The organism is Microbacterium stercoris, assembly GCF_017592545.1.
In the GTDB taxonomy this organism is placed as follows: domain Bacteria; phylum Actinomycetota; class Actinomycetes; order Actinomycetales; family Microbacteriaceae; genus Microbacterium; species Microbacterium stercoris.
In genome coordinates this window covers 348,506-361,330 of record NZ_JAGFOA010000003.1, presented here as the reverse complement: position 1 = coordinate 361,330, position 12,825 = coordinate 348,506, and the positions used below count along the sequence as shown (strand labels likewise).

General features: G+C 68.6%; 12 protein-coding genes, 1 tRNA gene and 1 pseudogene. 4 read left to right on the top strand and 10 right to left on the bottom strand.

All coding sequences use genetic code 11. From position 1 onward, the window contains the following. Positions 1–135 precede the first annotated feature (135 nt). From J5V96_RS09575 to J5V96_RS09565, 3 genes are all read left to right on the top strand, one after another. Positions 136–1,035 carry a carbohydrate ABC transporter permease gene (locus tag J5V96_RS09575; protein WP_208503172.1) on the top strand — a complete coding sequence of 300 codons (900 nt, stop codon included), beginning with the start codon at positions 136–138 and terminating at the stop codon, positions 1,033–1,035. Further along, complete coding sequence (locus J5V96_RS09570) at positions 1,032–1,925, top strand: carbohydrate ABC transporter permease (RefSeq protein WP_208503170.1); 894 nt, start codon at positions 1,032–1,034, stop codon at positions 1,923–1,925. The genes J5V96_RS09575 and J5V96_RS09570 overlap by 4 nt, the downstream gene beginning before the upstream one ends. Positions 1,926–1,995: 70 nt before the next feature. Further along, positions 1,996–3,345 carry an ABC transporter substrate-binding protein gene (locus J5V96_RS09565; RefSeq protein ID WP_208503168.1) on the top strand — a complete coding sequence of 450 codons (1,350 nt, stop codon included), beginning with the start codon at positions 1,996–1,998 and terminating at the stop codon, positions 3,343–3,345. Positions 3,346–3,453: 108 nt separating this feature from the next. On the opposite strand, the gene J5V96_RS09560 is transcribed toward J5V96_RS09565, so the two are convergent. The 10 genes and pseudogenes from J5V96_RS09560 to J5V96_RS09515 form a co-directional block, all read right to left on the bottom strand. Next, a tRNA-Thr gene (locus tag J5V96_RS09560) sits at positions 3,454–3,526 on the bottom strand. An 82-nt stretch (positions 3,527–3,608) separates the two neighbouring features. Further along, the gene (locus J5V96_RS09555; protein WP_208503166.1) at positions 3,609–5,168 is read right to left on the bottom strand and encodes an alpha/beta hydrolase; all 1,560 of its coding nucleotides are present in this window, start codon (positions 5,166–5,168) and stop codon (positions 3,609–3,611) included. Next, positions 5,165–6,322, bottom strand: coding sequence for a DNA polymerase III subunit delta' (locus J5V96_RS09550; RefSeq protein WP_208503164.1), 1,158 nt, complete (start codon positions 6,320–6,322; stop codon positions 5,165–5,167). Before J5V96_RS09550 ends, J5V96_RS09555 begins: the two co-directional genes overlap by 4 nt. A gap of 60 nt (positions 6,323–6,382) precedes the next feature. Then, on the bottom strand, positions 6,383–7,003 hold the full coding sequence (tmk, locus tag J5V96_RS09545) for a dTMP kinase (protein ID WP_208503163.1): 621 nt from the start codon (positions 7,001–7,003) through the stop codon (positions 6,383–6,385). 10 nt (positions 7,004–7,013) lie between these two features. After that, positions 7,014–9,881, bottom strand: coding sequence for a type I DNA topoisomerase (gene topA / locus J5V96_RS09540; RefSeq protein WP_208503161.1), 2,868 nt, complete (start codon positions 9,879–9,881; stop codon positions 7,014–7,016). A gap of 73 nt (positions 9,882–9,954) precedes the next feature. Further along, positions 9,955–10,281, bottom strand: coding sequence for a helicase (locus tag J5V96_RS09535; protein WP_208503160.1), 327 nt, complete (start codon positions 10,279–10,281; stop codon positions 9,955–9,957). Position 10,282: 1 nt separating this feature from the next. Continuing rightward, positions 10,283–10,639 carry a TadE family protein gene (locus J5V96_RS09530; RefSeq protein WP_208503158.1) on the bottom strand — a complete coding sequence of 119 codons (357 nt, stop codon included), beginning with the start codon at positions 10,637–10,639 and terminating at the stop codon, positions 10,283–10,285. Then, a pseudogene (locus J5V96_RS09525) lies at positions 10,636–10,728 on the bottom strand (DUF4244 domain-containing protein); the annotation flags it as partial. The pseudogene J5V96_RS09525 and the gene J5V96_RS09530, both read right to left, overlap by 4 nt. Positions 10,729–10,747: 19 nt before the next feature. Next, positions 10,748–10,960, bottom strand: coding sequence for a DUF3263 domain-containing protein (locus J5V96_RS09520; RefSeq protein WP_208503156.1), 213 nt, complete (start codon positions 10,958–10,960; stop codon positions 10,748–10,750). A 56-nt stretch (positions 10,961–11,016) separates the two neighbouring features. Then, on the bottom strand, positions 11,017–11,310 hold the full coding sequence (locus J5V96_RS09515) for a hypothetical protein (RefSeq protein ID WP_208503154.1): 294 nt from the start codon (positions 11,308–11,310) through the stop codon (positions 11,017–11,019). 73 nt (positions 11,311–11,383) lie between these two features. Between J5V96_RS09515 and J5V96_RS09510 the strand changes: the two genes are divergently transcribed. Then, the gene (locus J5V96_RS09510) at positions 11,384–12,760 is read left to right on the top strand and encodes an oligosaccharide repeat unit polymerase (RefSeq protein WP_208503152.1); all 1,377 of its coding nucleotides are present in this window, start codon (positions 11,384–11,386) and stop codon (positions 12,758–12,760) included. The last annotated feature ends 65 nt before the right edge of the window (positions 12,761–12,825 follow it).

Below are 12,825 nucleotides of genomic sequence, written 5' to 3'. Positions count from 1 at the left end.
GAGACGATCTCCCACCCAGGCATGATTCAAGGAAGAAGGTGCCATGCCCTATCGCGACCCCCGCGGCGCCGCAGGCGAGTCGATCGGCCGCCTGCGAATTGCTCTTCTGCGCGCCCACGAGACGGGCCGAACGGAATGAAGAAGCTGCTCTACAACCAGCGGCTGGCGCCCTACCTGTTCATCCTGCCGTTCCTCGTCACGCTGGTTGTCTTCTGGCTCGTTCCGGTCGGCCGCTCGGTGATCATGAGCTTCCAGGAGGTGCTCTACGGTCAGGCGACCTTCATCGGCACGGAGAACTACGACCGCCTCTGGCGCGATCCGGTGTTCTGGAAGGCGATGTTCAACAGCCTCCGCTACATGGTGCTGACGCTTGTGCTGCTGATCCCGATCCCGATGGTGCTCGCGGCGATCATCAACTCCAAAATCGGCAGCCCCCGGGTCAAGAACTTCTTCAAGTCGTCGCTCTTCGTCCCCGCCCTCACGTCGGTCGTCGTCGCGGGCATCGTCTTCCGCCTGATGTTCTCCGAGACGGAGTCCGGGCTGATGAACCAGATCGCGGACTTCTTCGGCTTCGGACCGGTGCGCTGGCTGCGCGAGGACCTCACCGGGCTGATGGCCCTTCTTCTTCTGACCGTATGGCGCTGGACGGGCGTCAACACGATGTACTTCCTCGCCGGCATGCAGGCGATCTCCTCCGAGTACTACGAGGCCGCCTCCATCGACGGTGCCAGCAAGGTGCAGCAGTTCTTCCACGTGACGCTGCCCAACCTGAAGCCGACCATCGTCTACGTCACCACGATCAGCGTCTACGGCGGCCTGGCGATGTTCCTGGAGAGCTTCATGCTCTACGCCGGCAACAACTCGCCCAACAACCAGGGCCTCACCATCGTCGGCTACCTCTACCGGAAGGGCATCCAGGAGAACGACCTCGGCTTCGCCTCTGCCGTGGGGGTCGTGCTGCTCATCGTCGTGCTGGCCATCAACCTCACCCAGCTCACGGCGACGGGGACGTTCAGGAAGGAGGCCACGCGATGACCACCACGCGCGCGCTGATCACCCCGGGCGGCACAGCGCCTGCTCCCGGACCGCGCACGCTGAAGCGGCGCACCGTCACCATCATCCAGGCGGCGTTCCTGATCGCGATCGCCCTGGTCTCGTTGATCCCGGTGCTGGCGATCTTCATCGGCACGTTCCAGGACGGCAACGAGGTCATCCGCAACGGCATCTCCTTCTCGATCGACTTCTCCGAGCTCAGCTTCGACAACTACGTGATGCTGTTCACGGATTCGGGCAACTACTTCCGCTGGTTCTTCAACACCTTCGTGCTCACGATCGTGCAGGTCGTCGGCACGCTGATCATCAGCGCCTTCGTCGCGTACGGATTCGCCATGTACGAGTTCCGTGGGAAGAGCCTCGGCTTCATCCTCGTGATCATCCTGATGACCATTCCGTTCGAGATGCTCATGCTGCCTCTCTACGTGCAGGTGAACGATCTCCAGGCGGCAGACCAGTACTGGATCGTCGTGCTGCCGTTCCTGGCGCAGGCGGTGACGATCTTCTTCTTCCGGCAGTACTTCCTGGGCGTGCCGAAGGAGATCCTCGAGGCAGGCCGGATGGATGGCCTGACGGAGTTCGGCATCTTCTTCCGCCTCATCATCCCGATCACCAAGCCCGCCTTCGCCGCGATGGCGATCCTCAACGGCATGACGATCTGGAACAACTTCCTCTGGCCGCTGCTCGTGCTGCGCTCGCCCGAGAAGTTCCTGCTGCCCATCGGACTCAACACCCTGCTGACGCCCTATGGCAACAACTACGAGCTGCTGATCATCGGCTCGTTCTTCTCCCTCATCCCGATCCTGATCCTGTTCCTCGCGTTCCAGCGGTTCTTCGTCGAAGGCATGACCGCCGGAGCCGTCAAGGGCTGATCAGCACCCACAGACCCTTCATCCGCAGTACCCCACCCGTGCAGTACCCCACACACAAAGAGGAATAACCATGCAGATCCGAAGGATTCTCACCGCAGCGCTCGCCGTCGGAGTGGCGGCCGGCGCCCTGGCCGGCTGCAGCAGCCAGGACAACCAGCAGGGCGAGGTCGTCGAGGGCGCCGAGGCCCCCGAGGGCGCGACCAAGCTCGACATGTGGGTCTTCGCCGAGCTCCACGCCGAGGTCTACGACGAGATGGCGAAGAAGTGGAACGAGGAGAACCCCGACAAGGCCGTCGACCTCGACATCACCGTCTACCCCTACCAGGACATGCACGACAAGCTGCTCCTGGCCGTGAACTCGGGTCAGGGCCTTCCTGACCTGGCCGACATCGAAGTCGGCAAGTTCGGCAACTTCGTCAAGGGTGACAAGCCGCCGCTCACAGACCTCACCGATGCCGCCGCGCCGTACGTCGACGACATCGTTCAGGCCCGCCTCGACCTCTACAGCCGCAACGGCAAGATCTACGGCTACCCGACCCACGTCGGAGCGTTCGTCGCGTTCTACAACACCGAGCTGCTCGAGGGCGCCGGGATCGACTACACCTCGATCAAGACCTGGGACGACTTCGGCGCAGCCGGCGCGAAGTACAACCAGGAGACCGGCAAGGCCTTCAGCGTCGCGAGCACGAACGTGTTCTTCACCGAGCCGCTGGCGATCGCCCAGAACGGCGGGCAGCTGTTCACCGACGGCGGCATGGGCGACGTCGACGTCAACAACCCGGAGGTCGTGAAGACCCTCGAGATGTTCCAGGGCATGAAGGAGTCGGGCGCGCTCGCCCCGATCCCGGGCGGCAGCCCCGACAACGAAGAGGGCTACGGCGCCATCAACGACGGCGACTTCGCTGCCATCGTCTACCCCGCCTGGTACACCTCGCGGTTCGTGGACTACATGCCCGACCTCGACGGCAAGATCGCCATCGCCCCCGCCCCGCAGGTCGAGGGCAGCGACGTGCTGACCATCGGCGGTGGCGGTACGGGCACGACGGTCATGGAGGCCAGCGAGAACAAGGAGCTCGCCTCCGAGTTCCTCGCCTACGCGAAGCTCTCGCTCGACGCCAACGTCGCGGTCTGGGAGGTGCTCGGATTCGACCCCGTCAACATGGCGGTGTGGGAGGACGAGGCGGTCACCAAGAACCCCGAGAACAAGTTCAACAAGTACTTCCAGACGAACCTGTTCGACGTGCTCAACTCGGTGAAGGACGGCATCGGACACTTCGATTCGTTCGCGAACCAGAACCTGCCCACGGTCGACAACCAGTTCCGCACGGTCACGCTGAACGAGATCTACGAGAACGGAACGCCCGTTCAGGACGCTCTCGACCAGGCGCAGTCCGACCTGGAGAACGAGCTGGGTCAGTAACCCGCCCACGCGTCCGGTGAGGGCCTCGGGATCGCCTGCGATCCCGAGGCCCTTCCGCGTTCTTCCTGGGCAAAGCAAAAGGCCCCGGAGTGGAGTCCGGGGCCTTCGAGCCACCTGTCGGATTCGAACCGACGACCTATTCATTACGAGTGAATCGCTCTACCAACTGAGCTAAGGCGGCAACTCGTGCCACTCGCGCGGCACGAAGAACAATCATACCCGACCGCGAGCGATGCTCCCAACCGTGCTGACTGCCGGGAGCGTCACGGCTGACAGGTCAGTCCGTCTTCGGGAACCGTGCCGTCGATGAAGTACGCATCCACCGCGTTGTCGACGCAGGCGCTCTGGCCGTTGTAGGCCGTGTGCCCCTCTCCCTCGAAGGTCATGAGCACACCGCTCGAGAGCTGGTCGGCGAGCGAGACGGCCCATTCGTACGGGGTCGCCGGATCGCCCGTGGTGCCGATCACGACGATCGGATCGGCGCCCTCGGCCGCGATCTTCTCGCGCACGCCCGTGGGCTCGTGCGGCCAGACCTCGCAGATGCCGGGCCCGTCCCAGTAGGGCGCGATCGTCGGGGCCTCGGCCTGCAGGCGCGCGGTCGCGGCATCCTGCGCCTCCTGCGACTCGTCGACCGGGTAGTCCATGCAGTTGTACGCGTTGAACGCCTCGGCCGAGTTGTCGCTGAACTGGCCGTCCTCGACGCCGTTGTAGAAGTCGGCGAGCATAAAAGCCGTCGACGGGTCGCCCTGCAGCGCCAGCGTGAAGGCGTCGGTGAGGTACACCCAGTTCTCGGGCGCGTACAGCGCCGCGATGATGCCGGTGAGCAGCGTGTCGGCCCCCAGCTGGCGCCCGTCGGGCGAGGGCAGCGGCGACCGGTCGACCGAGGCGAGCAGCGCCGACAGATCGCCCATGGCCTGATCGACGGTGCCCGAGAACGGGCAGCCGCCTCCCTGGTCTGCGGCGCCGTCGAGGCACGCCTGCATGTAGGTGCGCAGGGCGGCCTCGAAGCCCACGCCCTGCGTGACGCCGACGTCGGTGCCCGAGACGGACGGATCGATCGCGCCATCGAGCACAAGCCGGCCGACGTTCTCGGGGTAGAGCTTGGCGTACGTCGCGCCGAGGAAGGTGCCGTAGGAGTAGCCGAGGTACGTGAGCTTCTCGTCGCCGAGCACCGCGCGCAGCAGGTCGAGGTCGCGCGCGGCCTGGTCGGTCGTGATGTAGGGCAGGATGCCGCCGCTGTTCGCCTCGCAGGCGTCGGCGAAGCGCTTGTTGTCGGCGGCGCCCTCGGCCTCCCACTCCGCCGTGCCCCGCGGGTGCGAGGGCAGCGCGTAGAGGTACTGCATCATCGCGTCGGCGTCGAGGCAGGTGACCGCCGTGGAGCGACCGACGCCGCGCGGGTCGAAGCCCACGATGTCGTACTTCTCCTGGAGCGTCTCGCTGACGGCGAAGTCGACCGACTGCTCGATGAAGTCGTAGCCGCTCCCGCCGGGACCACCCGGGTTCGTGAGCAGCGAGCCCTGGGAGGCGCCGCCGGTCGCCGGCTGGCGCACCACGGCGAGCTCGAGCTCTCCCTTGGCCGGGTCGTTCCAGTCGAGCGGCGCCTTCACCGTCGCGGTGAGCATGCCGGCGCCGTTGTCGCTCCACTGCACCTGCTGGCCGTAGAACGGCACAAGCTCCTCGTCGATCCCGTCGACCGGCCGGGGCGTGGAGACGCCTCCCTCAGCCCGCGGCGGAATCTGCGAGTACAGGCAGCCCGAGAGCGCCAGGGCACCCGTGAGCAGGATCGCCAACGCGGCGAGGGCACGACGGACAGAGCGGATCACGGCATCCTTCCGGAGAGGAACGTCACAAGCAGCGACTCGAGCGCGAGCGTGGGCTGCACGTTCTGTTCGAGGGCGTCGCGGGTCGCGGCGAGATGGTCGAGCACGACCAGGGTGCGAGCGGGCTCCCACCGGGCCGCCAGCTCGCGCAGATCCTGCTCGAGTTCGAGGTTGATGAGGTCGCTGTCGCGTCCGTACTGGATCATCACCACGTCGCGGAACATCGACTGCAGGTCGGTGAGCACCCGGTCGAGCCCGTCGCGCAGGCTGCGAGTGGCGCGGCGTTTCTGGTCGTCCTCGAGCGCCGACAGCTGGCTGCGGACCGCGGGCGGGATGCGCGCGCCGTCGGCGATGCCCACGGTGCGCAGCAGCGCGGCGCGCTCGGCCTCGTCGCGCTCGGCGGTGAGGGCCTTCGCGTCGTCGGTGGCGGCGGACACGATCTGGCCGGCCACCTCGACGACGTCGCCGATGCCCCGCACGCGCAGCACGGCGCGCAGGGTCTCGTCGCGGCGGCGGCGCGACGCCTCGTCGGTGGCGAGGCGCTGCGCCATGCCGATGTGCCGCTGCGCGTGACGCGCCGCCTGCTCGGCGACCTCCGGATCGACGCCGGTGCGCGCGGTGATCAGCGCGGCGACCTGCCCCACCTCGGGCTCGCGCAGGCGCAGCACGCGCACGCGCGAGCGGATGGTCGGCAGCAGATCGGCATCACTCGGAGCGCACAGGATCCACACGGTGCGCTCGGGCGGCTCCTCGAGCGCCTTGAGCAGCACGTTGGAGGTGCGCTCGGTCATGCGGTCGGCGTCCTCCATGACCATGACCCGGTAGCGGCCCGCCGACGGGGACAGATAGGAGCGCGTCGCCATCGCGCGAGCCTCGTCGATCTTGATGATCGACCCCTCGGTGCGCAGCGCGGTGAGGTCGGAGTGGGTGCGCGCCAGCACCTGGCGCATCGTGTGGACGTCGTCGGGACTGTTGGCGATGAGCGCGGCGGCGAAGGCCAGCGCCAGCGGCGCGCGACCGGATCCCGGCGGACCCGTGATGAGATACGCGTGCGACAGCTGCCCGGGGTCGGCGGCGGCCGCCTTGAGCGTCTCGACCGCGGCGTCCTGTCCCCATACGTCGCCCCACGGCAGTTCAGCAGTGGGGGCCGTCGTCATGCGCTCCACCCTATCCCGGGCCTCCGACACCGGCCTGAGACACCGGCCCCGGGCACCGGGTCAGACGAGGGGCGCGATCCGGTCGCGGATGGCCGAGGAGAGCTCGTCGATCGACAGGGTCGCGTCGAGCACGAGGAAGCGCTGAGGCTCGGCCGCGGCGAGCTCGAGGAACGCGTCGCGCACGCGCGTGTGGAAGTCGGCCTTCTCCGCCTCGAGGCGGTCGAAGGGCTTGTCGGCGGCGTCGAGTCTCGCGCGGGCAGCGGCCGGGTCGAGGTCGAGCAGCACGGTGACATCCGGCAGGGCGCCGTCGGCGGCCCACAGCGACAGGTCGCGGATCTCCCCCGCATCCAGCACCCGCCCCGCGCCCTGGTACGCCACCGACGAGTCGAGGTAGCGATCCTGGATCACGACCTCGCCGCGCTCGAGCGCCGGCCGCACGTGCGTGGCCACATGGTGGGCGCGGTCAGCCGCGTACAGCAGCGCCTCCGCGCGCGGCGCGATGTCGCCGCGGTGATGGAGGACGATGTCGCGGATCAGGTCGCCCACCTCCGTGCCGCCCGGCTCGCGCGTGCGCACGACGGTGCGCCCAGTGCCCTCGAACCACTCCTGCAGGAGTCGCGCCTGGGTGGTCTTGCCCGAGCCGTCGCCGCCCTCGAACGTGATCCAGAGCCCGGAGCTCACGCGACCGCGCTCACTCGCCGGCGGCCTCGGCGGCCGCGGCCGCCGCACGGTTCGCCGCACGCGTGGCGGCGGCCTTCTTGGCGGCCTCGGAACGCGCAGCGGAGACAGCCTTGGTCGGGGCCTTCTTCGTGGTGGTCGTCTTCTTCGCCGCGGTGGTCTTGGACGCCGTGGTCTTCGACGCGGTGGTCTTGGCCGCCGGCTTCTTGGCGGCGGCGCGGCCGCGCTTGGGAGCCGGGCCCTTGGCGCGCTTCTCGGCGAGCATCTCGACGGCTCGCTCGAAGGTGATCTCCTCTACGGTGGTGCCGCGCGGGATCGTCACGTTCGTCTCGCCGTCGGTGACGTAGGCGCCGAACCGGCCGTCGCGGATCCGGATCGGCTTGCCGCTGACCGGATCGGCCTCGAACTCCTTGAGCGCGGACGAGGCGCGGCGGGCACCGTACTTCGGCTGCGCGTAGAGCTCGAGCGCCTTCTCGAGAGTGATGTCGAAGATCTGGCTCTCGCTCTCGAGCGAGCGGGAGTCGGTGCCCTTCTTGAGGTACGGACCGAAGCGGCCGTTCTGCGCGGTGATCTCCTCGCCGGTGGCCGGGTCGGTGCCCACCGTGCGCGGGAGCGAGAGCAGCTTCAGCGCGGTGTCGAGGTCGATGTCGTCGACCGACATCGACTTGAACAGCGACGCGGTGCGCGGCTTCGGCGCGGCGGCCTTCTTGGCGCCGCGCTTCTTCGGCGCCTCCTCGACCTCGCCGGTCGACTCGTCGACGGCCTCGGGATCGACCGGATCCTGCTCCTGCACGTAGGGGCCGAAGCGGCCGTCCTTGACGACGACGATCTTGCCGTTCTCGGGGTTCTCGCCCAGCACGCGGTCGCCGGCCACCGGAGCCTCGATCAGCTCCTGCACCTTGGCGGGAGTGAGCTCATCGGGCGCGAGGTCCTCAGGGACGTTGACGATGCGGGTCTTGCCCTCGGGGTCGGCCGGATCGACGACATCGAGGTACGGGCCGTACTTTCCGAAGCGCAGCGTGACGGTGTCGGTGAGCGGCGTGGAGTTCAACGCGCGCGCGTCGATCTCGCCGAGGTTCTCGACGATGCCGCGCAGGCCCGGGTGGTCGTCCGCACCGAAGTAGAAGGAGCGCAGCCACTCGACGCGCTTCTGCTCGCCGCGGGCGATGGCGTCGAGGTCGTCCTCGAGCTCGGCCGTGAAGTCGTAGTCGACGAGTGTCGCGAAGTGCTCCTCCAGGAGACGGATCACGCTGAACGCCAGCCACGAGGGCACCAGGGCCTGCCCGCGCTTGGTCGCGTACCCGCGATCGAGCACCACGCCGATGATGCTGGCGAAGGTCGACGGGCGGCCGATGCCCTTCTCCTCGAGCGCCTTGACGAGGCTGGCCTCGGTGAAGCGCGGCGGCGGGGTGGTCGAGTGGCCCTTGGCCTCCGCCTCGGAGAGCGCGACCCGGTCGCCGGCTGCCACCTGCGGCAGCGACTGGTTCTCGATCTCGTCGGCGTCGCGGCGACGCTCGTCGCGCCCCTCCTCATACGCCTCGAGGAAGCCCTTGAAGGTGTACACGGTGCCGGACGCGGTGAACTCGGCGGTCTTGCCGTCGGCCTGGGCCTCGAGCGTGACGGTCGTGGTCTCGAACTCGGCATCGGCCATCTGGCTGGCGACGGTGCGCTTCCAGATGAGGTCGTACAGGCGCTGCTCGTCGCGACCCAGCTCGCCCGCGACCTGCTTGGGCGTGCGGAAGACGTCGCCCGAGGGACGGATCGCCTCGTGGGCCTCCTGCGCGTTCTTGCTCTTCGATGCGTAGACGCGGGGCTTCAGCGGCACGGCGCGCTCGCCGTACAGCGACACGGCCTGCTCGCGAGCGGCCTTGACGGCCTGAGCGCTGAGGTTGGTCGAGTCGGTGCGCATATAGGTGATGTAGCCGCGCTCGTACAGGCTCTGCGCGACGGACATCGCGTTCTTGGCGGAGAGGCCGAGCTTGCGGCCCGCCTCCTGCTGCAGCGTCGACGTCGTGAAGGGCGCGTAGGGGCGACGCTTGCCGGGCTTCGCCTCGACCTTCGTGACGTTCGCCTCGCCGGCGGCCTCGATCGCGAACGACAGCTTGCGGGCGGCGGTCTCGTCGAGCACGATGACGGCGCGCTTGAGCTGACCGCGGTCGTCGAAGTCGCGACCGGTCGCGAGCGGTGCGCCGTCGAGGCGCACAAGACGCACCGAGAAGCCCTGCTCGTCGCGGGCCGCGGTGGCCGAGATGCCCCAGTAGTCGGCGGCGACGAACGCCATGCGCTCGCGCTCGCGCTCGACGATGAGACGCGTGGCGGCCGACTGCACGCGACCGGCGCTCAGCGCCTGCCCGCCGGCGCCGGTGCCGATCTTGCGCCAGAGCACGGGCGAGACGTCCCAGCCGTACAGGCGGTCGAGGATGCGACGGGTCTCCTGCGCGTCGACGAGCGCCAGGTCGAGATCGCGGGTCTTGTCGACGGCGGCGCGGATCGCGTCCTTGGTGATCTCGTGGAACACCATGCGCTTGACCGGCACCTTCGGCTTCAGCGTCTCCAGCAGGTGCCACGCGATGGCCTCGCCCTCGCGGTCTTCATCGGTGGCGAGCAGGACTTCGCTCGCCCCCTTCAGCGCGCGCTTGAGCTCGGAGACCGTCTTGGTCTTGCGGTCGGACACCACGTAGTACGGGTCGAAGCCGTTGTCGATGTCGATCGAGTACCGGCCGTACGCGGCGCGATCCTTCTCGGGGATGTCGCGCTTGTCGGCGAGGTCGCGGATGTGACCGACCGAGGAGAGCACCTCGTAGTCATCGCCGAGATACCCCTGAATCGACCTCATCTTCGTCGGGGACTCGACGATGACGAGCTTCTTGCCAGTTGACAACGGGTGTCCTTTCGTCGTTGCACACAATACATAAGGAGTCCCGTGGATCCGCTCGCGCTCCTTCGACGTCGGATCACCCCGGGTCAGGCGGCGGGCCCGCCCGTGCCCTCGCCTCCGCCGCGAGCCCCGCGAAGGTCGACGACACCGTGATCGTCGCGATCAGCCCGTCGAGCGCGCATGCGGTCACGGCTGCGCGCTGCGCGCCGGCGACCTCGGCGGCGCGCGCGCAGGGGTCGCCCGCGCTCGCCCCGCTCGCCGCGTCGGCCGCGGCGAGCGCGGCCGCGTCGGCGACTCCGGCGAGGCGCTGGCTCTCGGCGGCCGCTCCCCCGGCGGCCGCGAGGCCGAGCATCAGCACGGCGGCGGCTCCTGCCACTCCGGCCGCGATCGCCGAGCCGGCCACGTCAGAGCCCTCCGCCGAGGGCGCAGCTGACGGCACTGAGGGGCACCCCCACACCCGCCACCCGCGCGGTGGCGTGCGCCGTGACGCAGACGAGGTCGCCCCGCCACGAGACGGCGGTGCGCGCGCCATCGAGCTGGGCGACGACGGCGGAGGCGCGCGCCTCGGGCTCGCCGCGGGCGACCAGTCGCGCGCCGTCGGCGGCGACATCCTGCAACCGCACCTGGGTGGACGCGGCGAACAGCGCGCCGACCCCGAGGATGAGCACAAGCAGCACGGCGGGGAGCGCGACCGCGAGCTCGGCGGCGACGGATCCGCGCTCCCCCGCTGTTGGTCCGCGCTCCCCACCGCGCACGCTCATGCCACCGTGAGCGCGCGGCGCACCAGATCGGTGAGGATCTCGCGCACCTCGCCCGAGCGCATGATGACCACGAGGACCCCCGCAAACGCCGCTGTCCGATATTCGTCGTCAGGCCGCGCGGCGCCCGCGGTCACGGATCCGTCGAGCGGTCACCGGGTCGTGGGCCATCGCCTCGAGCGTCTCCGCGGCGCGGCCAAGCAGCTGGTAGAAGCGCACCGGCGACAAGCCAAGCTCACGACGGATCGCCTCTTCCTTCCATCCGGAGTGGCGCGGGTGGGCGCGTTCGAAGTCGAGCAGGGCGGCAGGCGGCGGAGTCGGCATAGCGACTCGACTCTGCCACCAACCACCGACATTGAGCCACGCCGCGGCCGCGGCGGCTATCGAGGGTCGATGGTGCGATGCCCCATCCCGGCCCGCTTCCGGCCCAACGCCATCCACTGCCGGGCGCCCGGGATCCCCGCGAGCGCCGACGCGATCGGCCGGTGATGCTCGGAGTTCTCGTGAGCGCCCGCCCAAATGCCCGCCTCACGCGCGAGCACCTCCGGATGCCCCGCCGCCATCTCGAGCAGCTCGTCGATCACCGGGCGCGGGTCTGCCGTGAACTGGTCGCGGGCGATCCGGGCGGACAGGCGGACTCCGAGCGCGACGTCGGGGCGCAGGGACTCGCTCATGTGCCCCAGCCTAGGATCCGAACGGACCTTGCGCACGGAGGCGAGGAACGAGCGAGGGAATAGTCTGTCCCTCATGGCTGCTGTGACGTCCAAGGCCGACGCGAACGCGATCGCTCGACACTTCGGCGGCGGTCTGCTGTTCGCCGTCGCCCTCGCCGCGTTCATCGGTGGCCTCGAGTACGCCTACGCGAACCGCATGGCTCCCCGCTTCGGGTATCTCGGCTACGTCTACCACGAGCCCGCCGCCGAGTGGATGTTCGCCACCTACCTGATGCTGCTCATCACCGCGCTGTTCCTGCCGCGCCGAACCGACCGCTTCTCCGGCTTCGCAGTCTGGTTCCTCTATGCAGCCGTCGTCGTCCCCGTCGCCACCGTGCCGCTGTACAACAGCACCCGCGACCCCGGCGATACGTTCCTGTTCGCCTGCTACTGCGCCGCGATCTGGGCCGGCGTCGCACTCATCATCCGCCGCAGGCAGACACCCACCATCGTGCCTGTGAGGCTCCGAACCGACTCCCGCCTGCTCTGGACAGGCATCGTCCTCGTATCACTCGCCACCTACGTCAGCGTCTACGTTTCGTTCGGCATCAGCTTCAACGTCGTCAACGTGTTCGACGTGTACGACACCCGCCTCGACTACCGCGACGGACTCGCCAGCAGCGGCCCCCTGGTCGGCTACCTCATCTTCAACCAGGGCAACGTCGTCAACCCGCTGCTGATGGCCATCGGTGTGTTCCGCCGCCGGTGTATGCCCGTCGCGCTCGGCGTCATCGGACAGCTGATCCTCTACTCCACCGCCGGGTACAAGACGGTCCTCATCTCGATCCCGCTGTGCATCGCCCTCGCCTTCGTCCTCCGCAAGCGGAAGCAGTTCTCCGGGATCACGGTGTTCGTCGGCGCGACCCTGCTCGTGTGGGGCGCGATCATCATCGACCGCATCGCCCCCGCCCTCGGCATCGTCGACCTGTTCGTGAGCCGCGTGTTCATCATGGCCGGACACCTCGTGCCGTTCTTCCTCCAGGTCTACGACGGCCAGCCGTGGGCACTGTGGGACTACTCGTTCCTCGGCCCCTTCGTGACCACGCCGTACACGATGAGCCCCGGCTTCCACGTCGGACTCGTCGCGTTCGGGCAGCCGGAAGTGCAGGCCAACGCGAGCCTGTTCGCGGACGGCTATGCGAACCTCGGCCTGGTCGGTATCGCGATCGAGGCTGCGTTCCTCGTCCTGCTGCTGGTGTTCGTCGATAGCGCGAGCCGAGGCATCCCCATCGCGATCGTGATCCCCACCGCTCTGCTGCCGGTGTTCGCCATCGCCAACGCGAGCCCCTTCACCGCGCTATTCAGCCTCGGGTTCGCGTTGATGTTCGTCCTCTTCGCAGTCCATCCCCGCAGCGCCCCCGAACGAGCACCGGAAGACGCCCCAGCCCTGCCGCTGGCCGTCACTCGGTAGCCCCAGCCAACACGAAAAGCCGCCCTCCCCAGGGAGCCAGCCACCGTCAGACGGTGTCAGTAGCT

Bases quoted from the DNA above. Each gene is read 5' to 3' on its own strand.
- J5V96_RS09575 (WP_208503172.1), top strand. From the start codon at position 136: ATGAAGAAGCTGCTCTACAACCAGCGGCTGGCGCCCTACCTGTTCATC.
- J5V96_RS09570 (WP_208503170.1), top strand. From the start codon at position 1,032: ATGACCACCACGCGCGCGCTGATCACCCCGGGCGGCACAGCGCCTGCT.
- J5V96_RS09565 (WP_208503168.1), top strand. From the start codon at position 1,996: ATGCAGATCCGAAGGATTCTCACCGCAGCGCTCGCCGTCGGAGTGGCG.
- J5V96_RS09550 (WP_208503164.1), bottom strand. From the start codon at position 6,322: ATGACGACGGCCCCCACTGCTGAACTGCCGTGGGGCGACGTATGGGGA.
- J5V96_RS09530 (WP_208503158.1), bottom strand. From the start codon at position 10,639: ATGAGCGTGCGCGGTGGGGAGCGCGGACCAACAGCGGGGGAGCGCGGA.
- J5V96_RS09520 (WP_208503156.1), bottom strand. From the start codon at position 10,960: ATGCCGACTCCGCCGCCTGCCGCCCTGCTCGACTTCGAACGCGCCCAC.
- J5V96_RS09515 (WP_208503154.1), bottom strand. From the start codon at position 11,310: ATGAGCGAGTCCCTGCGCCCCGACGTCGCGCTCGGAGTCCGCCTGTCC.
- J5V96_RS09510 (WP_208503152.1), top strand. From the start codon at position 11,384: ATGGCTGCTGTGACGTCCAAGGCCGACGCGAACGCGATCGCTCGACAC.